The sequence below is a fragment of the Actinoplanes solisilvae genome (genome assembly GCF_003999975.1).
In the GTDB taxonomy this organism is placed as follows: domain Bacteria; phylum Actinomycetota; class Actinomycetes; order Mycobacteriales; family Micromonosporaceae; genus Actinoplanes; species Actinoplanes solisilvae.
Genome location: NZ_RJAC01000012.1, coordinates 195,620 through 217,488 on the forward strand (window position 1 = coordinate 195,620; position 21,869 = coordinate 217,488).

Consider the following 21,869-nt stretch of genomic DNA (forward strand, 5'->3'; position numbering starts at 1 on the left):
GATGAGCGCCCCGGAGGTCGTCGCGATCGTCTCGGAGCTTGGTGCGCGCGGGGTCGCGGCCGGTGTCGGCGGTGGGTGGGGGGTCGACGCGCTGCTGGGTTCGCAGACCCGGGAACACTCCGATCTGGACCTCTGGCTGCCGGCCGAGGGCCTCGAACCGGCTTTCCTCGGCTTCCGGCAGCTCGGCATCGACCGGATTCAACCGTGGCCGGGGGACCGTCCGTGGAACTTCGTGCTGCACGACGGCGGCCGGCTTCGCGCGGACCTGCACCTTTACGAGCTGCGGGCGGATGGCGCGGTGCACTACGGATCGGCCCTCGACGGGGTGTCCTTCCCGGCGGCGGCTCTCGAAGGGGCAGGGACGGTGGACGGTATGAGCGTGCGCTGCGAGGCGGCCGAGTGGTCGGTGCGCTGGCACACCGGCTACCCGCCCCGGGTCAAGGACCGGCATGACGTGTCGCTGCTCTGCACCCGTTTCGGTCTTGCGCTGCCGGACGGTTTCGCGTGAGAGGACCCGGCCCGGCCGGCGAGCGGGTCAGCGGCTACCAGACGTCGCCGTTGCGCCAGTCGCAGGCCAGCGTGCCGTCGCGGTCGAACGACGGGCCGCCGGGGACGAAGCGGACGTAGGTGCTGTCGTCGTCCTCGGGAGTGGGCGTCAGACCGGTCGGGGCGAGCACGGCCGTGCGGCCCTGCCACGGGAGCCAGCCGCGGGACACGTAGAGGCCCCGGCCGCTCTCCGAAGCCGACAGGGCCCCCAGATCATAGGCGCGGTCCACGACACTTTCGGCGGCGTCGAGGACGGCGGCGGCGAAGCCCTGACCGCGCCAGGCCGGGTGGACGGCGACGGCTTCGACGTAGCCGCAGCGCCAGGCCCGGTCGCGGTGGAAGAAGCCGCGCTGCACGACGGAGGCGTGGGCGATCAGGGCGCCGCGCTCCTCGACCAGGAAGTGCAGACCGCCCAGGCAGTGATCCCAGTCGTCGTCGTCGAAGCCGCCGGCGAACGCGGCGTCGAGCAGCGCCCGGATGTCGCCACGGCGGGTCACGCTCAGGTCGGCGGTGGGGATCACGAGGGCCACGACACACCGTACCTTGGTGCCATGAAGGAGATCCGCCTCGCCGCCCGGCCGAACGGGTGGCCCACCGATGACACTTTCGAAATCGCCGAGGTGCCTACGCCCGTGCCCGGGCCGGGTCAGGTTCTGGTCCGCAACGCGTTCGTGTCTGTCGACCCCTACATGCGGGGCCGGATGAACGACACGAAATCGTACGTCCCGCCCTATCAGGTCGGGGCGCCGCTGGAGGGTGGGGCGGTCGGCGAGGTCGTGGCCTCGGAATCGCCCGAGGTGCCCGTCGGCTCGTTCGTCGTGCACGGGCTCGGCTGGCGCGAATACGCCGTGACCGAGGCTTCGCGGGTGAGGGTGGTCGATCCGGAACTGGGCGCTCTGTCGGCCTATCTCGGCGTGCTCGGGATGACGGGCCTCACCGCCTATGTGGGGCTCATCGACATCGCCCGCTTCCAGGAGGGCGACACCGTCTTCGTGTCGGGGGCGGCGGGCGCGGTCGGCAGCGTGGTCGGGCAGATTGCGAGGCTTCGCGGGGCCAAGCGGGTGATCGGCAGCGCGGGATCGGCCGAGAAGGTGCGGCACCTGATCGACGACCTGGGATTCGACGCGGCGTTCAACTATCGGGACGCGCCGGTGCGGCACCAGCTTCGCGAGGCGGCCCCGGACGGGATCGACGTCTATTTCGACAACGTCGGCGGGGACCACCTCGAGGCGGCGATCGGGTCGCTCCGGAAATATGGCCGGGTCGCCATGTGCGGGGCGATCGCGTCCTACAACGACACTTCCGCGCCGGCGGCGCCGCGCAATCTGTCGATGGTGGTCGGCAAGGAATTGAATCTGCGCGGCTACATCGTGAGCAACCACAACAACCGCATGCCGGACTTCCTGGCCGAGGTGGGCCCGTGGGTGCGCGACGGCCGCCTGGTGGCGAGAGAGACGGTCGTCGAGGGTCTCGAGAACGCCCCGGCCGCGTTCATCGGCCTCCTCAAGGGCGAGAACACGGGAAAGATGGTCGTGAAAGTCTGAGGGCCATGACGACGCCTGCCGCCCACGCCCTAGCCCAGTACGCCTCGACCGCGGGAAACCTGTCGGCGGGGATCGCCATCTACGAGCACGGCACGAACCCGCAGGACTGGTATTCGTGGGTGGGGGAGCGGCTGCCGCTCGACGGCGACGTGATCGAGGTCGGCGCGGGCACCGGAGCACTGTGGAGCCGCGTCGACCACCGGGCACGCGGGGTGCGGCTGACGCTTGCCGATTTCTCGCCCGCGATGTGTGAACGCCTCAGCTCGGTGCCGGGGGCGACCGTGGTGCGGGCCGGCGCGACCGAGCTGCCGTTCCCGGACGGCAGCTTCGACGGGCTGATCGCCAACCACATGCTCTACCACCTCGACGATCCGGCGGCGGGGCTGCGGGAGTTCGCCCGGGTGCTGCGACCGGGCGGGCGGCTCGCGGTCTCCGCCAACGGCCGCGACCACCTGGCCGAGCTGATGGAGCTGGGCGCGCGGACCCGGACGACGGTGTTGAACGACTTCACGGCCGAGACCGCCGAGGAGTTCGTCGGCGGTTCTTTCCGGGACGTGGTGGTGCGGCGATACCCGAGCGATCTGGCGATTCCCGGCCCCGAGCCCGTGCTGCGCTACCTCGCCAGCCAGGGACGCCCGCCGCTCACGACGGAGGAGGAGGCAGCCGTCCGGAAGTTCGTCGACGAGCGGGTGGCCGCCGACGGGGCGTTCCGGGTCCGCCAGCACGCGATCCTGGTGACGGCGACCCGCTGAGGCCTCAGCGGGTCGCGCGAGCGGCGGCGGAGTCGCCGATGACAGTGAGGGCTGCCTCGCGCAGGGCGTCGCTGCGGGCGTACACGGAAGCTCCCGGGCCCGGGGTTCTGCGGCCGTCGAGGCCGCTGTAACTGCCGCCGGACTCCTCGACGATCAGCGACGTGGTGGCGAAGTCCCACAGCTGGCCGCCGGTCTGCACGGCCAGGTCGAGGTCGCCGCGGGCGATCATCAGGGCGGGGTGGATCGGCCAGGGCAGGGCGGGCGTGAGCTCCTTCAGGGGCGCCACCAGTTCGCGGTTCCACTCCTCGGGGATGACGGCGAAGCGGCTTCCGGCCACCGAGTCGGCGCCGGCCGTGACGTGGATCGGGGTCTCGGCGACGACGCGGCCGCCGACGACCCGGCCCTCGAAGGCGCCGCCGCCCCGGGTCGCCCAGAAGGTGCTGCCCTGGGCGGGGTGGGCGGCGACCGCGGCGACGATCTCGTCGTCCTCCTCGAGGGCGATCAGGATCAGCCAGCGGTTGTCGCCGGCGACGAACAGGGCGGTGCCGTCGATCGGGTCGATGATCCAGCGCCGCCCGGCCGACCCGGTCTGGCCCTCCTCCTCGCCCAGGATCGCGTCGGACGGGCGGGCCGCGGTCAGCACGTCGCGGATCGCCGACTCGACGGCCCGGTCGGCGGCGGTCACGACCGAGCCGTCTTTCTTGACCTCGCGGGGCAGGTCGGCCAGGGCTGCGAAGTGGGGCAACGCCACCGCGGCCCCGGTCAGAGCGGCCCGCTGCGCAAGCTGAAGATCCGTCTCCACGTAGCCCATCCTGCCTGTGATCGGCGGGCGCCCGTCGCGACTCGCGGGACATGTCACCCGGCTCACTCCAGCAGACCGCAGCCGGTTGAACAGCGGGCCAAGCACGCGCCAACACCGCCGCACAACCGAACTCGGCATCGCGGCAGCCCCGGACGAGGCCGGCCGGCGTCAGACGACGTCGGCGACGGCCATCCCGACGACGCCGCGCGGCACCTCGGCGACGATCTCCCCGGCCGGGTTCAGGACGCAGGTCGGCCCCAGCGCGAGGTGGGTGCCGCCGCGCTCGCCAGTGACGTCGGCCGAGGCCAGCCACATCCCGGTCTCCAGGGCCCGTTTCCGGCGCAGCTCGTTGTGTTTCTCCTGCCAGCGGTGCGCGTTCTCGCGGCGCATCATGTTCTGCGCCGGGTGGATCAGAAGCCGAGCGCCCTGTTCCGCGACGGCCGCCGCGGCCCGCGGATATTGCGCGTCGAAGCAGATGTTGACCCCGAACCGCACCCCGGCACATTCGAAAACCGGATAGGCGTCGCCCGCCGTGAAAACGCGTTCGCCGCGGGTCAGAAAAGTCTTCCGGTACGCCCCGATCGTGCGCCCGCCCCGCACCACGGCCGCCGTGTTGTAGAAACGGGCACCCCGCTGCTCGATCAGGCCGACGACGACGGCCGGCCGCACATCGAGGCGCAGGTCGGCGGTCGTCGCGTGCGCGTGCACATGCTCGGGGGTCGCCAGATAGCCCTGCAGGAAGCATTCCGGGAAGACGAGCAGGTCAACGCCGTCGGCGCTCTCGGCGAACTCGCGGATCAGGCGCAGCGCGGCCGGAACATCACCGACGATTTCCGGGGTTTGGCAGACACCGACGCGCACGGGCATGGCGACATTCTGCCCGACGGCACGGAAGATAAGGCGCCTATAGGTTCCCGGCCGGGGACCGAAGTGAGACCCAGATCAACCTCCATTCATGCGCACGGAGCGATAGGTTCGGGTCGTGCCGTTGAAAGCCGATTTGACCAGCGAAGAACTTGAAGAGATCCGGCAGTCCGCCCTGGGCGCCGCCGACCCGCTCGGGGTCGCCGCCGACCTGGCCGACGCCGTCGATAACGGGCGCCTCGCCGACCAGGAGGACGCCGGGGACGCCCTGACGATCGCCGCCGGCATCGCCGAGAGCCGCTCGAAGCTCGACGCCGCCCTGCGCTACGCCGACCGCGCCATCGAGGCGTTCGGCGACCGCGACGACGCCAAGTCGGGCGCGGCCAAGGCCCTGCGCGCCCGCATCCTGTTCCGGGCCGGCCGTGACGACGAGGCGGTGGCCGCGCTCGAGCCGCTGCGCCCGCAGCTCATGCAGTTCCCCGACGCGCCCGCCTACATCACCGCGGCCATGGCCGTCGGCGGTCACACCCACGCCCGCGTCGCCGAGCACTGGCTGACCGAGGCGGTCAAGGCGGCGATGTCCGAGCGCGGCACCGGCGAGCCCAACAACGCCGACGACGCCGGGCAGCTGTTCTTCCTGCTGCAGCAGCGTCACCGTCTGCGGCACGCCCTCAACGAACAGCACGACCAGCACGACAGCCTGGCCGAGCGGCTCGAGACCCGCCTGGCCAACGCGTCGACCCAGCCGGCCGCCGGGTCCGACGCCGACCTGCTGTTCTTCCCGCAGGCCGAGTTCGACAGCCTGCTCAAAGAGTTCCCGGCCCTGTCGTCGGCGTACGGCGCCGACTGGGACGAGCACCGCGCCCGGCTCGAGAAGGCCCTGGTCCGCCTCGCGGGCACCGGCCGCACCGGCCTGACGGTGCACCCCGGCACAGTCAAGGGCCTGAAGGCGGCCGGCGACCCGACCGACGAGAAGGCCCGCAACACCTATGCCGAGCTGCAGGCCACCGCGACCGGTCAGATCCCGTGGCCGCCGGAGCGCAACGGCGCCTGCTGGTGCGGGTCGGGCCTGAAATACAAGAAGGACTGCCTGCCCCGCTCCCGAAGCTGATCCACCCCACCGGCCGCCCCGGTCGTCCGCTCCCGGACGACCGGGGCGGCTCTGTTCATGAGGGGGCGTGCAGGGTCAGCGTCGTCCAGGCGCCGACGTGGACGCGGTCCCCGTCGGTCAGGGAACGGGACTCGCCCGCCGTGAGCGGCTGCTGCTCGTCGTTGACGTAGGTGCCGTTGGTGGATCCCAGATCGGAGACGAGCCAGACGCCGTCGACGCTGAGCGTCAGCAGAGCGTGGGAATGGGAGACGCCGGGGTCCTCGTCGGACAGATCGATCTCGGGATGGGTGCCCTTGGACGAGCTCTTGCGGCCGATGCGCACCTGCGGCGGCGGCAGCTTCTCGGTTCGACCGGCGGTTTCGGCCGGGAAGGAGATGCCGTCGATCGCGTTCTCCTCGAAATAGGAGCGGTCGGGGGCGATCGTCACGGTCCAGCCGGCCGCCGGGGGAGTGGCCGTCGGCGGGGTCAGCGTCGGGATGCGGCCGGTGCTGTGGTCATAGCCGCAGTCCTCGCAGAAACGACCGGAACCCAGGCGCGGGGTGCCGCAATTGGGGCAGGGCGGTCCACCGGCGGCAACCGGCGGAGCGGGGGCGGCGACCGCAGAACCGATCTTGGCGCCGCAGGTGTCGCAGAAGTCGCTCTCCTCGGAGGCGTGACCCTTCGGGCAGGCGTACGTGGTCACTGGCCGCGCCCGACCCGCACGGTCTTCGTCGAGCGGGTGTCCAGTGCCATCTCGTCGGCCGCCGCCACCTTGCGCCGCAGCCGCACCGTGCCCGTCGCCGCGTCTTCGATGTCGACCACGGTGGCCAGCAGCTCGGACGTCGCCTGGTTGCCGCTCTCGTGCGCGAGCTGGGCCGCCCGGCCGAACTTCATCGTCGCCGTGTAGTCGTCGCCGGCCTTGCGCGCCTCGATGCCCGACTGGATCGCGTCGGCCAGTTCGGCCTGCCCGGTGTAGTGGGCGACCTGCCGGTTGATGCGGGTCGAGAGTCCCGTGTCGTCGGTCCACACCGCGCGTACCAGCGCCTGGGTGTGCACCGTGTCGCCCTCGACGACCGACACCCGGGCGGCCAGCATCTCGTCGCCCGCCGCGCCGGGCGGCACGTCGACGCAGATGTGGTAGTCGCGGCTCTCGGCGCCCCAGGCGCCCAGCGGGTAGCGCGCGGCCCGCGCCCCGTCGGCCACCCGTTTGCCGGTCAGGTCGGCCACCTGCGGTTCGACCTGTTTGACGAAGCGGACCGTGGCGTTGACCGGGGTCCACACCTTGAGCTGCACGTCGGCCGCGGTCTTGCCCATCGCCGCGGTGATCATCTGCTCGAAGGCGGCGGTCAGGTCGGTCGGGCGGGCCACGATGTCGACCGTGCCCAGCATCGCCCCGGCGATCTTGCGGAGTTCGGAGACCTTCCAGTTGGTGCCGACCCCGCGGCAGTCGACGGTGAAGCGGCCACCGACCGCGTCGAGCACACTCTCGAGGTAGCCCTGGCGTTCGCCGTTGTCGCCGTCGGTCAGCAGGATCGCGTGCGCGATGTCGCCGGGGCGCTGGGCGACGAGCTGAGCGGCCAGCAGCAGCCAGGCGCCCATCGCGGTGCCGCCGCTGGCGTGCAGCCGGTCGATCGCCCAGGTCGCCTCGGAGCGGGTCTGGTCGTTGGCCACGGCGAGCTGACCGGGTGCGGGGAACAGCTGCTGGGCGGTGCCGACCCCGGCGATCAGGGCGAAGTGGACACCGTCGTCGAGGCAGGCGACCGCGGCCTTGGCGGCGTGGCGGGCGGCGGCTATGCGGCCCTCGGCCTGCATCGAGCCGGACGCGTCCACGATGATGATCTCGGTGGTGCCCGACGCGGCGGACCGGGGAACGCCGCCACCGCCCGAGGAGGTCACCGTGACGATCGCGTTGACCTCGGTCGCCCCGAGGGCGAGGAACTCGTTCTGAAAGGCCTCGGCGGTGTACGACATCCTTTACCCCTTCGGTGCAACCGGGACCAGCGCGACCGTGATGTTGTCGGCGCCCCCGGCGGTGATCGCATAATCGGTCAGCCATCGCGCGGCGGAGATCAGCGTGCCCCCTTCGCGCAACCCCTCGCGCACCGCCGCGGCGAAGGCGGCCGGGTCGGTCAGATAGTTCCAAAGACCGTCGCTGCACAGCACGAGATGCCCCGCGTCGCCGATGACGAACTCACCCGTACGCGGAGTGACCTTGCCCGCGTCGGCCCCGAGCCAGGCCGTGATCGCGTGGGCTTTCGGATCGCGCATCGCGACAGCGGGGTCGGCGCCCAGGGCGATAACGTGGGTGGCCCACGAGTCGTCCTCGGTGAGCTGCTCGGCCGGTCCCTCGCCGGGCACCCAGTAGGCCCGGCTGTCACCGATCCACCCGACCGTCACCGCGTCGCCCCGCACGACCGCCGCGACGATCGTGCACGCCGGGTTGGACGCCTGCCGCCGCGGGTCGCCCTCGCCGGCCAGCGCCGCGACCGCCGCCTGAGCCGCCCGGATCGCCGCGGCCACGTCGCCGCCGGGCATGAGCGCCCCGGCCGCCTCGACCGCGGTCAGCGAGGCCGCGTCGGGGTCGAACGACGAGGAGACGCCGTCGCTGATCACCACGTCGACGTCGGTGCCGCGGGTGGCCAGCCACATCGCGTCCTCGTTGCGGTGGTGCCGCAGACCCCGGTCGGTCACCGCGGCGGCCACCGGGTCGCAGTCGGTCTCGAGGTGGTCGCGTTCCCGCCCGGCGAGCATGCCGCAGTGTCCGCAGTAACCGTCGTCGCCGACCCCGCCGGGCGTGCCGCAGTGGGGGCACGCGGGTTCGGGGGCCAGGGACCGGCCGCAGGCCTCGCAGAAGGCCGCTCCGGCGGCGCGCTCGTCGGCGCACGAGGCGCAGTCGGTCATGGTCATCGTGCCTCGCTGTCGGAGCGGATGGGCGAACAGGGGGACCAAGTATGGGCCCCGCGACCGATCATGTGCGCGTCCGGGGGCGCGACGCGTTGGCCAGATCGACCAGACGGATCTTTTCGTGGCCGTGCACTGCCCGGGCCATCTCGCGGTACGCCTCCTCGAGCGCGAATCGGATGTCGCGTTCCCGGACCTGGCCGTTGCGGCCCGGACCGAGCACCGTAGCGGGCAGCGTAGCGCCGCCGGTGACCGTACGCAGTGCCTGTTCGAGCAGTTCGGCCCGGAGAGCGGCCAGTTGTGCCGCCTCCACCTCGAGCCGCTCGATGAGCACGGCCGCGGCGGTCAGCGAGGCGACGTCGGGCGCCTTCACCAGCGCGCGCACCGCCCCGACCTGCGAGCTGCGATAGGCCGACGACGTGCCGGGCACCCGGTTGTACGCCTCCACGGCGCCGTTGCGGTCCCCGGCCTTGAGGCGGCAGCGGGCCAGACCGGCGGCCGCCGACGTGTACGACGGATCGGTGCGACTGACCACGTCGTAGTAGGCGGCCGCGCCCGGGTCACCGGCCAGCTCGAGGGTGAACCCGAGCGCGAGCTGCGGCGCCAGCTCGCCCGGCAGCGCGGAGTAGACCGCCTCGAACCTCGGCCGCGCGTCGCCGGGCCGCTGCTCGGCCAGCGCGAGCAGGCCGTCGTACCAGGCGACCCGCCAGTCGGACCCGTCGGTGGCGATCAGCCGGTCGCGGGCCTGCCGGGCCTCGTCGAACGAGCCGAACCGCAGCCCGAGGTCGATGCGGGCCCGCAGCGCGCGCAGCCGCACCTCGATCGTGTCGGCCGGGGCCGAGCGCAGCAGCAGGAGCACGTCGGCCGGCTCGGTCACGGTCACCGACGCGAGGAACGCGGCGGCCGGGTCGGTCAGGTCGATCAGCGGCGTCGGCAGATCTTGCCAGCGCGGGATCTCGCTGCGCGGGTCGGTGCGTAGCTCGGCCGTGAACAGCCGCGACGGTGCCGGGTGGGGGGTGCCGCCGGCCGCCAGCACCTGCCGCAGCACACCCAGCATCTGCTCGGCCATCTCGGCCGCGTCGACGAACCGCTCCGACGGCGCCGTGCGGGTGGCCCGCTGCAGCAGGCGGTAGAACGACTCGAACCGCCGGTAGACGTCGAACTCGCCGCGATCGGGCAGGCTGTCGGCGAACGTGCTCTGATAGCCCCGGAAATCGGTGGTGAGCACGGCGAGCGTACGCCCGATGGTGTAAAGGTCCGAGGCCACCGAGGGGCCGAGCGTCGCCAGTTCGGGCGCCTGAAAGCCGACCGTGCCGTAGAGCGCGGCGTCGTGATCGTCGACGTGCACGACGCCGCCGAGGTCGATCAGCTTCATCTGGTCGCCGGTCTGGATCACGTTGTCCGGCTTGAAGTCGCAGTAGATCAGGCCGCGATCGTGCAGATAGCCGAACGCCGGCATGATCTCGATCAGGTAGGCGAGCGCCCGGTCGACCGGCAGCGGGTCGGTGACCTCGCCGTTGGCTGCCCGCCGGTCCTTGAGGATGCCTTTGAGCGATTCACCGCCGACGTACTCCATGACGATGTAACCGGCGCCGTCGTGCTCGACGAAGTTGTAGATCTTGACGATGTTCGGGTGCTCGACCTCGGCCAGGAAGCGGCGTTCGGCCACGGCGGCGGCGAGCGCGTCCTCGTCGCCCGAGTTGAGCAGACCCTTGAGTACGACCCAGCGGTCGGAGACGTTCTTGTCGGTGGCCAGATAGATCCAGCCCAGCCCACCGTGCGCGAGGGCGCCGACGACCTCGTACTGCCCGCCGATCAGGTCGCCCTTGCCCAGCTTGGGGGTGAAGTTGAACGGTTCGCCGCAGGAGGGGCAGAAGCCCGACGTACGCCCCTCGCGGTCGCCCCGCGTACGGCCGACCGCGTTGCCGCAGCCCGCACAGTACCGCTTCGACTCCGGAACCTCGGCGTGCGTCATCACGGCGGTGGCCGGGTCGGCCTGCGTGATCGGCGCGATCTCGACCAGCCCTCCACCGAAGCGGCGGCGCGACGAGCCGGTGCGCGCGCTTCCGGTGGTCCGAGCCGATTGAGCCGTACGGGTGGAAAGCGCGCTGGACGACTCACGCGGAGCCGGAACCGGAACCGGCTTCGCCCCGGCGCGCGGAGCCAGCCCGCACGTGTCGCAATAACCGTCCTCGATCGTTCCGGGACAGTTCCGTTCGCACTTCATCGGGTGTCCCTCGCGATCGTGGCGGTGAGCGCATCCTGATAGGCGTTGACGGCCCGCCGTGCGGCGGCCAGATCACACGGTGCCACGTAGAGCGCCTCCCGCGCCGCCGCGGCCAGCGGAGTCAACGCCCCGTGTTCCGACAGCCCGCGCCGCAGCGCCTTGGCCTGATAGGCGTCGAACCGCCCGCGTAGCTCGTTGCGGTTGGCGAGGAGCCCGGCGTTGTGGGCCGCCCCGCCGCGCAGCCCGTCGAGGCGCCGGCGGGCCTGTCGGTTCCAGTCGGCCAGCCGCGGGCTGATCAGCGGCCAGTGCCCGGCCGCGGCGAGCGCGTCGATCGACAGCAGTTCGGGCCGCAGGTCACCGCCGGGCACGGGCGCGATCTCGTGCGCCGGGAACCGGTCGGCGGCCTTCTCGGCGGCCGCCCGGGCCTCCTCGGCCGCGGCGTTCAGCTCGGCCAGCAGGCGGTGCGCGGCGGCGAGGCGCTGGGTGAGGGTCTCGCGCAGCTCCCCGGCCGACGTGCGCTCGGCGTCGGCCCGTTCGATCAGGGTGCGTACGGCGGCCAGGTCGCGCTCTTCGACCCCGAGGGGATCGGTGGCCAGGGCCGCGGTCAGCAGCCCCAGTCGTCGATCGGCCTCGGCCAGGTCGGCCGTTCCACCACCGAGGCGGCGTACGGTCTCGAGCGCGCTCGCCGCCTCGCCCGCCGCGGGAAGCAGCCTGTCCCACGCCTCACCGGCCCGGGTGGCGACCCCGACGGCCGTGGCGAAGGCCGCCTCCATCGCCGAGAGCAGCTCTGCCGGCGTACAAGTGGTGTGGATCTGGCCGGCGCCGAGCAGCCCGCGCTGGGCCAGCGGCACCGTGCGGGTCGACAACCGGATCGACGCGCCGAGCACCTCGTGCCGGAAGCGGGCGCGCTCGTCGTCGCTGGGCCGGCGCAGGTCACGCAGCTCGCGGGCGCGGTCGATCGACTCGGTGAGCAGCCGGTAGCCGTCCCACAGCTCGGTCAGCGCCTGGGTCGCGTCGGCCCACAGCGTCGCGGTGCGCCCGGTCAGCGCGACCCGGTCGAGTTCCTTGCGGGCCGGGTTGTCGTCGAGTTCGACCAGGTTGGCCGCGATCGCCGTCACCGCGGTCTCCAGGCGCAGCAGCTCGGCCTCGGCCGTCATCGGTACTTGGCCTTCGGCGGCGTGGGGGCCGGCCCGAGGGCGCTCAGCCATTTCTCGTACGTCTTCTTCCAGGTGCCGTCCGCGCGGTTGCGCTCGAGCACGGCGTTGACGAACCGCGTGAACTCGGGGTGCTCGTTCGACATCGCCATCGCGTACGGCTCTTCGCTGATCTTGTCGCCGATGACCTTCGCGTACGGATCTTGGACCGCCATCCCGGCCAGGATCGTGTCGTCGGTCGTGATCGCGTCGACCTCGTTGCGCTGGAACGCGACCAGGCAGTCGCCGAACGCGGCCCGTGCCACCGCGACTGGCTTCGCTTTCACCGTGGCGATCCGGTCGAACGACGTGGAGCCCTGCACCGAGCAGATCCGCTTGCCGCCGAGGTCCTCGATGGTCTTCGCGGTCGAGTTCTTGGAGACCAGCACCTTTTGGCCGGCCTCGTAATAGATGGTGGAGAAGTCGACGTCCACCCAGCGTTCGCAGTTCGCGGTCATCGTGTCCGCGACGATATCGACCGAGCCGTCGGCCGCGGAACTGACGCGCTTGTCGTACCCGATGACTTTGATCTGAATTTTACCGGGATCACCGAAGATGGCCTGGGCGATCTGACGTCCCATGTCGACGTCGAAGCCCTCGATCTGCCCGTTGAACGGGTTGCGCGAGCTGAACAGAAGCGTGTCCTGGCTCGTGCCGAGCACCAGCCGCCCGCGCTTCTGGATGGTCTCCATGTATGACCCGGCGGGCATCTTGCCCGGCGGGGGCAGCGCGCCGGCCGGGGCCAGGCTGGCCCGCGGATCACACTTCGGCGGGGCGGGCCTCTCGGTGGTCGCCGGGGAGGGGCCCAGCGTGGTCGTGAACGGCTTGGCGATGGGCATGGGGGAGCTGTCGGCGCTACACCCGGCCAGGGCGGCGACGGCCAGGAGGGCGACGGCGGCACGGATGCGCATCAGCGGTACTCCTCCAGTCGCGCGCGGAGCCCGAGGAAGGCCAGCACACAGATGATCACGGCCAGCACCGGGCCGCCGACAGTCAGCAGGCCCAGGCCGTCGCCGGCGTCGTCGATCTCTTCGGTGAAGAACGTCTTGCGGTTCTCCATCGCGCGGTCCAGCTCGGTCCGTACGCTCTCGAACGTCTTCGTCGTCTCGGCGCCGATCGCCAGCTTCACCGCGCCTTCGTAGTTGCCGCCTTCGTCGAGCGCCCGCACCTCACCGTGGGCCTCGACGTAGCTCTGGAAGCCGCTCAGCGCGCGATTCATGGTCGCGCCGAGCTGCGGATCAAGATCTTCGTACGCGTTGTCCATCGGCCCGCGCGGCATCAGGAGCCGCTCGGACACGGTGTCGAAATCCTGCTCGTACGGCCCGGAACCGGCCCGCCCGGCCAGGGTCAGCGCCTCGTCGCCGCGCGCCTGCAGCGCCAGGATGCGGGCCGCCGCGATCGACGCCATCGGGCCGGTGCCCCGGTTGGCCGTGCTGTCGAGCCGGGCCTGCTGGGTGAACAGGATGGACATGGCCGCGATCGTGAAGACCAGGGCGACCCCGGTGGCGGCGAGCAGCGGCACGTTGAAGGTGCGCTGCGTGCGGCGGCTCAGGTAGACCTGCGCGGCGACCAGCGTGATCAGCAGCGCCAGCAGCGACAACATCAGCAACGCGACCCAGCCGACCGAGCCGGCCCGGCCGTACCCGTCGTCGACCTCGCGCTGGGCCTCCTCGAAGAGCTGACGGGCCTGCGGCTGCAGCGTGTCGCGGTTGAGCCGCGACGCCTCGGACAGGAACGACGCGCCGACCGGCAGGCCCTGACGGTTGTTGGCCCGCGCCGTCGCGACGAGCGCCGAGTATTCGGCGATGCCGGACGACAGAGCCCGTACGGCGTCAGCGGCCTCGCCGGTCTGCGAGGTGCGCCGCGCCGCCGAGGTGAGCGCGGTCGCGGCCCGGCGGAGGTCGTCGTCGTAGCGGCGGGTCAGCGCCGACGGCTCGAGCCCACCGGCCAGGAAGGCCTGCGCGGCCGTGGTGTCGGCGTCGGCCAGGGCCGTGTAGACGGTCTCGGCCTCGACGAGCAGGGGTTGCGCGCGGTTGCCGAGATCGCTGGTGCCGGAGCCGGCCGAGGAGCCCGTGAAACCCGCGAACACGCCGGCCAGCACGCCCAGGGCGAGCAGCGTGGCGATGAACAGTTGCAGGCGGCCGGGCGAGGTGTGGCGCAACCCGCCGACCCGGCGCAGCACACCGGGACGGGTCGCCAGGGCCATGCTCAAACTTCCTCCCCCGAGGGTTGTGCGGTCTTCACTGTGCCCCATCGACGCAAACGCCCGGCGGACCCGCCGCCGGGCGCTGCTGGGCTTTCCGCGCTGGTCAACTCAGCTCGCGTTTGAGCAGCTTTCCGGTCGCGGTCATCGGCAACGACTCGACGATGCTGACCAGACGCGGATATTTGTACGCCGCCATCGTCTCGCGGCCCCAGTCGACGAGTTGCTCCTCGGTCACGGTCGCGTCCGGCTTGAGGATCACGAACGCCTTGACCTCCTCGCCGTGGGTCGAGTGCGGCACGCCGATCACCGCGGCCAGCGAGACGGCCTCGTGGGTCATCAGGACCTCTTCGATCTCGCGCGGGTAGACGTTGAACCCGCCCCGGATGATCATGTCTTTCGCGCGGTCGACGATGTAGTAATAGCCGTCCTTGTCGCGCCGGGCCAGGTCGCCGCTGCGGAACCAGCCGTCCCGCATGACCTCGGCGGTCGCGTCGGGCCGGTTGTAGTAGCCGCGCATGATGTTGTGGCCGCGGATGGCGACCTCCCCGATCTCGTCGGCCGCCTCGATCGTGGTCCACTCCGGATCGATCAGCTTGACCTCGACACCCCAGATCGGCACCCCGATCGAGCCGGGCCGCGGGTCGGCCCCCGGCTTGCTGAACGTGGCCACCGGCGAGGTCTCCGACAGCCCGTACCCCTCAAGAATGGTCACGCCGAGGCGCTCCTTGACCTCCTTGATGATCTCGACCGGCAGGCTGGAGCCACCGGCCACGGCGACCCGCATGTTCGAGGCGATGCGCTCGACGTCGACACCCGCGGAGAGCGCGTTGAGCAGCCCCCAATACATGGTCGGGACCCCGGCGAAGAACGTGACGTTCTCGGTCTCGAGCAGCTTCACGGCGGCCGCCGCGTCGAACCGGGGGAGCAGCACGAGCGTGGCCGCGGTGGCGAAGCCCGCGTTCATGTTCACGGTCGAGCCGAACGAGTGGAACAGCGGCAGCACGAGCAGGTGGGTGTCCTGGGCGGGCTGGCTGCCGAACAGGCGGTTGCAGGTGAGCGCGTTGAGCAGCAGGTTCGAGTGCGACAGCTCGGCGCCCTTGGCCTGCCCGGTGGTGCCGCTGGTGTAGAGGATGACGGCCGGGTCGGTCTCGGGCAGCAGGACGGCCTCGAACGTCTTCTGGCCGGGCAGCGCGGACCCCAGGGTCTCGGCGCCCTCGATCGGGCTCGGCGCGGCCGGGTCGACGGTGATCAGGAAGAACGTCTCGCACGCGTCGACGACGTCGAAGCCGGCCTTGCCCTCGGCGCCCATCGGCAGCTCCGGCGTGCCCTGGAAGCACAGGTACGCCTTGGCCTCGGAGTCGCGCAGGTGATAGGCGATCTCGCGGCCCTTGAGCAGCACGTTCAACGGCACGACGACGGCGCCGGTCTTGAGGATGCCGTAGTAGACGACGGGGAAGTAGGGCAGATTCGGGCAGGAGAGGGCAACCTTGTCACCGGGCCGGATGCCCCGCTCGACCAGCAGGTTGGCCACCTGATTGGCCGCCGCGTCGACCTGGGCGTAGGTCAGACGCCGATCACCCAGAACGACCGCCGCCCGGTCGGGGTAGTTGCGGGCACTGTCCTCGAGCAGGATCGAGAGGTTCAACATGCGGTAGATCCCCTTCACGGTCGCCGGCGTGACTGCCGTCTCATCCCAACATGCCCACCGAACCTGAAAAACCCTCCGTTACGGTCATGTTTCCCTCGCGGTCGCCCGGTCGTCGAGCTCGTCCTCCCAATGGCGCCTCAGGACGGCGGGCATGTCCTGGTGCAGCGCCCGCCTGAACAGGTCCATCTCGGCGGTGGTCAGCGGAATCGCGGGGAACGCCCGTCCGACCGCGGCGGCGAACGCCGAACCCCGCCGGGCCAGGGCGGGCGCAACGGTCACATACGCGGCGACGAGGTCGCGGTGCGCCGGCGACCACAGCCCGTCGGCGAGGGCACGGAAGCGCCGTACGGAGATCTCGGGGTCCTCGGTCATCGCCGCCCAGGCCGCCGACTTCGCCTCGGCCGTGGGCCGCGCGGCCAGAGCCGTGGCCGCGCCGAGGTCGCCGGTCGCCGTGCCGTCCCGCCGCCGCTCGGTTTCGATCTGCTCCGCGGAGAGGCCGCCGAGCTCGGCCAGCCTTTTCCGGGCCGACCAGCGCAGCGCCGGGTCGAGAGCCAGCCCCTGATCGGTCGCGTTCGCGCCCAGCCAGCGCCGCAGCAGCTCCGGGTCGCTCGTCGCCCGGGCCAGCCCGCGGGCCAGCGCGACCGCGCGCTGCTCGTCCCGCTGGTCGCCGGCCGCGCAGGCGGCGGCGACGACCTCCAGCGCTGTGCCGACCTGCTCGGGCTCCAGCCTTCGGCGTACGAGATGGTTGAAGGTCCGGTCGAGGACGGCGGTGACGAGGGTGGGCGACGGCTCGCGGGGCAGGTGCCGGGCCAGCAGCCGCAGATGGTCGGCCGGTGCCGCCTCGTCGAGCATCGTGCCCCAGAGCACGGCCCGCACGAGCGGATCGGCCAGGGAGGTCAGCTCGCTCGCCACCGCGTCGTACGAGAGAGGGTCGAGTTCGACGCGGGCGAAGGTCTCGCCGTGCGCGTTCGGCACCACGACCAGCCCGGCCCATTCGGGCAGCTCCACGGGCTCGTCGGCCAGATCGACCAGCCGCGAGCCGACGGGCTGCAGCGACCCGGAGTACGCCGTGATCGTGAACCGGTGGGGCCGCACCCCGGCGCGGGTCAGCACCGGCACGTCGCCCCGGCGTGCGACCCGGATCGTGTCGTGCCCCGGCTGCCGGAGCCACACCCGCGCCCATCCGCGGACGTCGCGCGGGGAGGCCGCGTCGAGCGCCGACAGCAGATCCTCGAGGGTGGCGTTGGCGAACCGGTGCGCGGTGAGATGCGCGTTCACGCCGGCCAGGAAGTCGGCCTCACCCAGCCAGGTCACGAGCTGCCGTACGACAGCGTTGCCCTTCCCGTACGAGATGGCGTCGAAGATCGTCGTGCCGGTGTCGACGTCGGGCACGTCCTCGGCCGCCGGGGCAACCGGATGCGTGGAACGGCGTCGATCGGCGAGGTAGGCGCCGGGCTTGTGAGCTGCCTCGAACGACACACGGGTGCCCTTTTCGCCGGCGGCGGTCTCGGCCACCTCGAAGCCCATGTAGTCGGCGAACGACTCGTTGAGCCAGGCGTCCTCCCACCACACCGGCGACACCAGGTCGGCGAACCACATGTGCGACATCTCGTGCGCGATCACCATCGCCCGATGCCGCCGGTCGTCGTCGGTGACCCGTTCGCGGGGCAACATGGACTCCTGGAACGTGACGCAGCCCGGGCACTCCATCGCACCCCAGTTCAGCTCGGGCACGAAGACCTGGTCGTAGGAGTCGAACGGGAACGGCTCGGTGAAGATCGAGGTGAAGTGGTCGAAGCAGGCCTCGGTCGTTCGTCGGAGCTCGGCGGCATCCCGCTCCAGCTCGGCGGCGAGCGAGCGCCGCGCATGCCAGCCCATCGGCAGGCCGCGATGCTCCCACCGCACCGAGTGGAAAGGCCCCGCCACGACAACGAACGCGTCGCACGGGATGGGCGGCGTGGTGGCAAACGAGAACCGGCCGTTCGCCGCCGTCTTGAGCAGCCCGTTCGACAGGACCGTCCACGTCGGGTCGGCGGTCACGCTCAGGGTTATCGGCCCCTTGAGATCGAGCTGGTCGAAGCAGGCGAACAGGCGCTGAGTGACGTCCAGCCCGAGATAGCCGCCGAGGTAGCGCTCACCGTCCACGGGGTCGGTGAAGGTGTGCAGCCCTTCGCCATCGGTGACGTAGCGCAGCCGCGCGTCCACGACCACCTCGTGAACGCCGGGGGAGAGCCCGTCGAGCGAGATCCGGCGCCCGTCGTACGCCGGCCCGACCGCCATGCCGTCGATCGTGACCTCGAGCGACTCGGCCCGGTGCAACTCGAGAAACGTGTCCCCACCCGCGGTCCGGAACCGCACGGCCACCCGGCTCCGAAAACTGCCGACACGGGTGACATCGAGCGCGAGATCGTAGGAGACGTCGGAGAGCATGCGAGCCCGCGCGCGGGCTTCTTCCAGGGTCAGCGACACCCCGACAGGCTATGCACTCGCCTGCGATGAGTTTCGGCCGGTCGCACGGTCTACCTTCCGAAGCCGACAGCTCAGGAGAGCCCCATGACCTCGATCCAGCCCATCGCCAGCACGCCCGACCTGCCGCGGCTGCGCACGTTCTACGAGACAGTGCTCGGCGCGACGCAGACCCTCCGCATACCCGAGGAAGGCCCCGAGTTCTACGTCGAACTGCGAATCGGCGAGACCACGCTAGGGCTCGTGCAGGAGGACAACACCGAGATCGGCGCCCCGGTCCGCATCATCCTGAGCGCCGATGTAGCAGACGTCGACGCCCTGCTCCCCACGGTCGAGCCGGCCGGCGGCACCGTGCCGGGCCACCCCAACGACATGCCATGGGGTCAGCGCGTAGCCCACGTCCTGGACCCCGACGGCAACATGCTCAACCTGACCCAGTGGCTCCAAACCGAGACCCCCACTGATCAACCCGCCCGATAAGACGCCCACGTCCCTCGACGATCCCGAACACCTGCAACCGGTGCGGCGCCCATCCTGGTCGTCGCTCGCCCGGCGTCACTGACGCTGCCGCACTGGAGGGGCCGCGAACGGGACCTCAGTTTGCCGGCCCGGATGAGCCCAGCCGACGGTTTGTCGACGGCCACAGTGCCAGCGACGTGGACAACCCGAGAAGGTTCTTCCCGTTACACCAAAATGCCGCCCGGGACCGAGAGGAACCCAAGGCCCGGTGACACACCGTCGCCAGAGTTTCGTCCTCTCCCGAGGAGTCCACTCAACTGCCGCGATGCGTGTGCTGACTGGAATGATCGTCCTTCGAGCCTATTCGGGCGCACGAAGCAAAAGCCCTGGGGTAGTGCGACGAAGTTCAGCCGCTGATGGCGGCGAGAGTTGCGCCCACGGCTCGTCGCATAGCCGACCGCTGTAGCGAGGAGCCTGGTGATTGCGCCGGACGGGCTACGGTGACAGCCGGATCCGTCCTTCTCGCTGGGCCGGCCTTGCCGTCAGCCACTGAGCACGAGCGGGGCGTGCGACCTCAACTGGAGCGAATACGGTCCGGATGCAGTCCGGCCGGTTTCGAGTCAAACAGGTTCACCTGTCAGTTTGTCCGGATCTTGGTCGCCGGCCGTTACGCGCGGGCCCGGAACTGCGGGGTCGTGACGGCTGATCAGCCGGGCCGTCGACGGCGCCGGGGCTGGAGAACGACACTGAAGGCGCCGCGGGCCGGGAAGACATGGGCGGCGGCCATTGTGACGCCGAGATCTGCGCTCCGGTGACTGGCGGCACGGGCGAGATCTGGTCGAGCAAGCGCTGCGCCAGGGTGGCGTCGATCTCGAGGTCAGCGCTGATGCGTACCTCGGCCGCGGTCGCCAGGTCCACTACGTCGTCGCTGGTGAACTGATCGGCTCCGAGAGTGCTCAGCCGCCGCGCGAACTCCTGCACGTCAATCATCTGCAGCCCCATCCCCGAATTGCTGATGATCCACCATATTCCCGCTTCGGCCGACCGTTGCTGCGCCCACCTCCCACGCACTGCGGCCAACAGCGGTGCCAGCTGTTCGGCGGCCGCATCTCTTCGGTGAGCTGAGCGCGCGCGGGCTTGCCCAAATAAACTGTTCAGATGCCGATCGATCTCTACGCCGGAATCTCTGTCAGCGATTATCCCGCCGCCCTGGCGTGGTACGAGAAGCTGCTCGGCACTGCGCCGACGTATGTGGCCAGCGCCACCGAAGCCGTGTGGGAATTGGCCGAGCGGCGGTCGATCTTCATCGAGTACCGGCCCGAACACGCAGGTCATGCCCTGATCACCGTCTTCGTGGACGACCTGGACGCCTTCGTCGCCGCTGCCGCCGCACGTGGGATCGAGCCGGCCAAGCGGGAAACCTATCCCAACGGAGTACGCAAGGCCGATTTCCGCGACTTGGACGGCAACGAGTTGAGCATCGGCGGGGCGCCCCTGTGACGCATCCTCTCGCGACACTTGGCTGATCCCTCGGTCACTCTCAAGCCGCAAGTGTCCGCGCACGCGGACCTCGATGTCGGCCCGCTCAAGACTTCTTGCGGGGCTGAAGTATCAGCGAGCGAGTCCACTCCGAACGTCTGACGACCACGACCGACACCACAGCGCCGAGGCCGGGTGGTGAGCCCTCATATTCGACGGCCTCGTAGTAGTCCCCGAAGCGGACGGTGTACTCACGGTTGCCCGGAAACACGTGGTCGACTGTTGCGTCGAGAACGGTACGCACGGGGAAGCGCTGGGTCAGCGCCGCCCACTCGTGTCCCCACCGTCGCCAGTTCCGGGCGGTTCGCCCCCGCATGCTGGCGTCGAGCGGTAGCAGCCGTATCTCGAACCCACGATGCTGCAGCACCTCGAACAGGCCCTTACGCCCGAGTTGCGGCCATTGCTCGGGTTCTTCCGGGAGTGCCAGCACGTCGACCCAACCAGGAACCGGGTCATTCACGTCTACCGTCATCCCAGCGCTTCCGAGACCCGCCGGAAAGCCGGTCACCGCGCCCCAAACGCGCGATCCTCGTGGAAGCCGACGCCGAACGTCGCTTAGTTCGTCCTCAGGCATCGTCAGACCATTATGGGGCTTCTCCCGGAAGCCCGGCGTTCGCGAACAGCCCGGCTCGATCTCAAGCTTGGTAGGCCAGACTCCGGTTGATCTAGCCTTCGGGGAGACGTAGCCCGAAGCCGAAACATAGGCGACGCCTGTGCGCAGTGGCCGGTCAGAACGACACCAGAACGCTGGCCAGGGCCGCCCTGCGAGTGGCCCGTTCCTGCGCGCAGCCGGCCGCGATGATCCCGGCGCCCCAGGGCGTCGACCACCACAGAGTGAATTTGCCCGACGGCTGTGAGCGTGAGCCCGGCGGTTGCGGGGGTGAAGTGGTGCAGCGTAGCGCCCAACAGTTACTGAACCTGCAATGCGACCGGTGTGTCCCCAGCTCGGAGGCCCGACAGGCGGAGGCCGCAGCCCTCGCGCGTCGACTAGCCTGCCGTCATGGGGAGCGCGGAGCTGGAAGAGTTGATCGTCGCGGACGCTGAGGCGCTGCGTGTTTGGTTGTCGGCCAACCATGACACGTCGCCGGGGGTCTGGCTGGCGCTGACCAAGAAGGGCGGCACGGTCACCACGCTGACCTGGCAGCACGCGGTCGACGAGGCTCTGTGTTTCGGCTGGATCGACGGGCAGGCCCGGAAACGGGATCACGAGAGCTCCTGGATCCGGTTCACCCCTCGCCGGGCCTGCAGCTCGTGGTCACAACGCAACACGCTCCACGTGGCCCGGTTGGAAGAGCAGGGACGAATGCTGCCCCCGGGCCGCGCCGCGGTCGACGCCGCGAAATCCGACGGGCGGTGGGCCGCGGCGTACGCCCCGCCGTCGGAGGCCGAGGTGCCGGCCGACCTTCTCGAAGCGATCGCCGCCGACCCGGCCGCCCAGGCCATGTTCGACGTACTCACCAAGGCGAACCGGTTCGCTCTCATCTACCGCGTCAACGCCGTCAAACGGGCGGAGACCCGCGAGCGGAAGATCGTCGAGTTCGTCGCCATGCTGTCCCGCCACGAGACGGTCTACCCGCAGAGGGCCAAGCCGCCGGCCGCGCCTTCATGACCGCGGGAGTTATCGGGCAACTC

The 21,869-nt window shown here is 70.8% G+C and carries 21 protein-coding genes; 7 read left to right on the forward strand and 14 right to left on the reverse strand.

Going from position 1 to position 21,869, the window contains the following annotated elements:
- Position 1 precedes the first annotated feature (1 nt).
- A complete protein-coding gene (locus EER30_RS27565) occupies positions 2 to 508 on the forward strand; it encodes a nucleotidyltransferase domain-containing protein (RefSeq protein ID WP_127503515.1) in 507 nt (168 codons plus the stop codon).
- A gap of 34 nt (positions 509 to 542) precedes the next feature.
- Here the strand turns inward: EER30_RS27565 and EER30_RS27570 are convergent, their stop codons facing one another.
- Positions 543 to 1,076 (reverse strand): GNAT family N-acetyltransferase, encoded by a 534-nt coding sequence (locus tag EER30_RS27570; protein WP_205650437.1) that lies wholly within the window; start codon positions 1,074 to 1,076, stop codon positions 543 to 545.
- 21 nt (positions 1,077 to 1,097) lie between these two features.
- On the opposite strand from EER30_RS27570, the gene EER30_RS27575 reads away from it, so the two are divergent.
- Both EER30_RS27575 and EER30_RS27580 read left to right on the forward strand, forming a co-directional pair.
- On the forward strand, positions 1,098 to 2,090 hold the full coding sequence (locus tag EER30_RS27575) for an NADP-dependent oxidoreductase (protein WP_127503516.1): 993 nt from the start codon (positions 1,098 to 1,100) through the stop codon (positions 2,088 to 2,090).
- 5 nt (positions 2,091 to 2,095) lie between these two features.
- Positions 2,096 to 2,842 (forward strand): class I SAM-dependent methyltransferase, encoded by a 747-nt coding sequence (locus EER30_RS27580; protein WP_127503517.1) that lies wholly within the window; start codon positions 2,096 to 2,098, stop codon positions 2,840 to 2,842.
- Positions 2,843 to 2,846: 4 nt separating this feature from the next.
- On the opposite strand, the gene EER30_RS27585 is transcribed toward EER30_RS27580, so the two are convergent.
- Positions 2,847 to 3,644 carry an inositol monophosphatase family protein gene (locus tag EER30_RS27585; protein ID WP_432417570.1) on the reverse strand — a complete coding sequence of 266 codons (798 nt, stop codon included), beginning with the start codon at positions 3,642 to 3,644 and terminating at the stop codon, positions 2,847 to 2,849.
- Positions 3,645 to 3,812: 168 nt separating this feature from the next.
- Positions 3,813 to 4,511, reverse strand: a complete 699-nt coding sequence (locus EER30_RS27590) for a carbon-nitrogen hydrolase family protein (RefSeq protein ID WP_127503519.1) — start codon at positions 4,509 to 4,511, stop codon at positions 3,813 to 3,815.
- A 115-nt stretch (positions 4,512 to 4,626) separates the two neighbouring features.
- On the opposite strand from EER30_RS27590, the gene EER30_RS27595 reads away from it, so the two are divergent.
- The gene (locus EER30_RS27595) at positions 4,627 to 5,619 is read left to right on the forward strand and encodes an SEC-C domain-containing protein (RefSeq protein WP_127503520.1); all 993 of its coding nucleotides are present in this window, start codon (positions 4,627 to 4,629) and stop codon (positions 5,617 to 5,619) included.
- A gap of 55 nt (positions 5,620 to 5,674) precedes the next feature.
- Here EER30_RS27595 and EER30_RS27600 read toward each other — a convergent pair whose 3' ends face one another.
- The 9 genes from EER30_RS27600 to pepN all read right to left on the reverse strand — a co-directional run bounded on the left by EER30_RS27600 (position 5,675) and on the right by pepN (position 18,242).
- Positions 5,675 to 6,301 carry an FHA domain-containing protein gene (locus EER30_RS27600; RefSeq protein WP_127503521.1) on the reverse strand — a complete coding sequence of 209 codons (627 nt, stop codon included), beginning with the start codon at positions 6,299 to 6,301 and terminating at the stop codon, positions 5,675 to 5,677.
- Positions 6,298 to 7,569, reverse strand: coding sequence for a vWA domain-containing protein (locus EER30_RS27605; RefSeq protein ID WP_127503522.1), 1,272 nt, complete (start codon positions 7,567 to 7,569; stop codon positions 6,298 to 6,300). Before EER30_RS27605 ends, EER30_RS27600 begins: the two co-directional genes overlap by 4 nt.
- A 3-nt stretch (positions 7,570 to 7,572) precedes the next feature.
- Positions 7,573 to 8,505, reverse strand: a complete 933-nt coding sequence (locus EER30_RS27610; protein ID WP_127503523.1) for a protein phosphatase 2C domain-containing protein — start codon at positions 8,503 to 8,505, stop codon at positions 7,573 to 7,575.
- 61 nt (positions 8,506 to 8,566) lie between these two features.
- Positions 8,567 to 10,726, reverse strand: a complete 2,160-nt coding sequence (locus EER30_RS27615; protein WP_127503524.1) for a serine/threonine-protein kinase — start codon at positions 10,724 to 10,726, stop codon at positions 8,567 to 8,569.
- The gene (locus EER30_RS27620) at positions 10,723 to 11,883 is read right to left on the reverse strand and encodes a hypothetical protein (protein ID WP_127503525.1); all 1,161 of its coding nucleotides are present in this window, start codon (positions 11,881 to 11,883) and stop codon (positions 10,723 to 10,725) included. Before EER30_RS27620 ends, EER30_RS27615 begins: the two co-directional genes overlap by 4 nt.
- Positions 11,880 to 12,830: a glutamate ABC transporter substrate-binding protein gene (locus tag EER30_RS27625; RefSeq protein WP_127503526.1), complete on the reverse strand. Its 951-nt coding sequence runs from the start codon at positions 12,828 to 12,830 to the stop codon at positions 11,880 to 11,882. The genes EER30_RS27620 and EER30_RS27625 overlap by 4 nt, the downstream gene beginning before the upstream one ends.
- Positions 12,830 to 14,125, reverse strand: a complete 1,296-nt coding sequence (locus tag EER30_RS27630; protein ID WP_127503527.1) for a GlnX family signal transduction membrane protein — start codon at positions 14,123 to 14,125, stop codon at positions 12,830 to 12,832. Before EER30_RS27630 ends, EER30_RS27625 begins: the two co-directional genes overlap by 1 nt.
- Positions 14,126 to 14,228: 103 nt before the next feature.
- Entirely contained in the window at positions 14,229 to 15,773 is a 1,545-nt protein-coding gene (locus EER30_RS27635; protein WP_127503528.1) for a long-chain-fatty-acid--CoA ligase, read from the reverse strand.
- Positions 15,774 to 15,857: 84 nt separating this feature from the next.
- Positions 15,858 to 18,242 (reverse strand): aminopeptidase N, encoded by a 2,385-nt coding sequence (pepN, locus tag EER30_RS27640; protein WP_127503529.1) that lies wholly within the window; start codon positions 18,240 to 18,242, stop codon positions 15,858 to 15,860.
- An 84-nt stretch (positions 18,243 to 18,326) separates the two neighbouring features.
- On the opposite strand from pepN, the gene EER30_RS27645 reads away from it, so the two are divergent.
- On the forward strand, positions 18,327 to 18,719 hold the full coding sequence (locus EER30_RS27645) for a VOC family protein (protein WP_127503530.1): 393 nt from the start codon (positions 18,327 to 18,329) through the stop codon (positions 18,717 to 18,719).
- 609 nt (positions 18,720 to 19,328) lie between these two features.
- Here the strand turns inward: EER30_RS27645 and EER30_RS27650 are convergent.
- Positions 19,329 to 19,688 (reverse strand): hypothetical protein, encoded by a 360-nt coding sequence (locus tag EER30_RS27650; RefSeq protein ID WP_127503531.1) that lies wholly within the window; start codon positions 19,686 to 19,688, stop codon positions 19,329 to 19,331.
- Between the two features lie 168 nt (positions 19,689 to 19,856).
- On the opposite strand from EER30_RS27650, the gene EER30_RS27655 reads away from it, so the two are divergent.
- A complete protein-coding gene (locus tag EER30_RS27655) occupies positions 19,857 to 20,198 on the forward strand; it encodes a VOC family protein (RefSeq protein ID WP_127503532.1) in 342 nt (113 codons plus the stop codon).
- An 85-nt stretch (positions 20,199 to 20,283) separates the two neighbouring features.
- On the opposite strand, the gene EER30_RS27660 is transcribed toward EER30_RS27655, so the two are convergent.
- A complete protein-coding gene (locus EER30_RS27660) occupies positions 20,284 to 20,709 on the reverse strand; it encodes a hypothetical protein (protein WP_164842501.1) in 426 nt (141 codons plus the stop codon).
- Between the two features lie 528 nt (positions 20,710 to 21,237).
- Between EER30_RS27660 and EER30_RS27665 the strand changes: the two genes are divergently transcribed.
- Positions 21,238 to 21,846 (forward strand): YdeI/OmpD-associated family protein, encoded by a 609-nt coding sequence (locus EER30_RS27665; protein WP_127503534.1) that lies wholly within the window; start codon positions 21,238 to 21,240, stop codon positions 21,844 to 21,846.
- The last annotated feature ends 23 nt before the right edge of the window (positions 21,847 to 21,869 follow it).

Coding starts and splice junctions, on each gene's coding strand:
- EER30_RS27605 (WP_127503522.1), bottom strand. CDS start 7,569: ATGTCGTACACCGCCGAGGCCTTTCAGAACGAGTTCCTCGCCCTCGGG.
- EER30_RS27650 (WP_127503531.1), bottom strand. CDS start 19,688: ATGATTGACGTGCAGGAGTTCGCGCGGCGGCTGAGCACTCTCGGAGCC.
- EER30_RS27630 (WP_127503527.1), bottom strand. CDS start 14,125: ATGGCCCTGGCGACCCGTCCCGGTGTGCTGCGCCGGGTCGGCGGGTTG.
- EER30_RS27575 (WP_127503516.1), top strand. CDS start 1,098: ATGAAGGAGATCCGCCTCGCCGCCCGGCCGAACGGGTGGCCCACCGAT.
- EER30_RS27610 (WP_127503523.1), bottom strand. CDS start 8,505: ATGACCATGACCGACTGCGCCTCGTGCGCCGACGAGCGCGCCGCCGGA.
- EER30_RS27580 (WP_127503517.1), top strand. CDS start 2,096: ATGACGACGCCTGCCGCCCACGCCCTAGCCCAGTACGCCTCGACCGCG.
- EER30_RS27645 (WP_127503530.1), top strand. CDS start 18,327: ATGACCTCGATCCAGCCCATCGCCAGCACGCCCGACCTGCCGCGGCTG.
- EER30_RS27625 (WP_127503526.1), bottom strand. CDS start 12,830: ATGCGCATCCGTGCCGCCGTCGCCCTCCTGGCCGTCGCCGCCCTGGCC.
- EER30_RS27615 (WP_127503524.1), bottom strand. CDS start 10,726: ATGAAGTGCGAACGGAACTGTCCCGGAACGATCGAGGACGGTTATTGC.
- EER30_RS27635 (WP_127503528.1), bottom strand. CDS start 15,773: ATGTTGAACCTCTCGATCCTGCTCGAGGACAGTGCCCGCAACTACCCC.
- EER30_RS27665 (WP_127503534.1), top strand. CDS start 21,238: ATGGGGAGCGCGGAGCTGGAAGAGTTGATCGTCGCGGACGCTGAGGCG.
- EER30_RS27655 (WP_127503532.1), top strand. CDS start 19,857: ATGCCGATCGATCTCTACGCCGGAATCTCTGTCAGCGATTATCCCGCC.
- EER30_RS27660 (WP_164842501.1), bottom strand. CDS start 20,709: ATGACGGTAGACGTGAATGACCCGGTTCCTGGTTGGGTCGACGTGCTG.
- EER30_RS27590 (WP_127503519.1), bottom strand. CDS start 4,511: ATGCCCGTGCGCGTCGGTGTCTGCCAAACCCCGGAAATCGTCGGTGAT.
- EER30_RS27620 (WP_127503525.1), bottom strand. CDS start 11,883: ATGACGGCCGAGGCCGAGCTGCTGCGCCTGGAGACCGCGGTGACGGCG.
- EER30_RS27565 (WP_127503515.1), top strand. CDS start 2: ATGAGCGCCCCGGAGGTCGTCGCGATCGTCTCGGAGCTTGGTGCGCGC.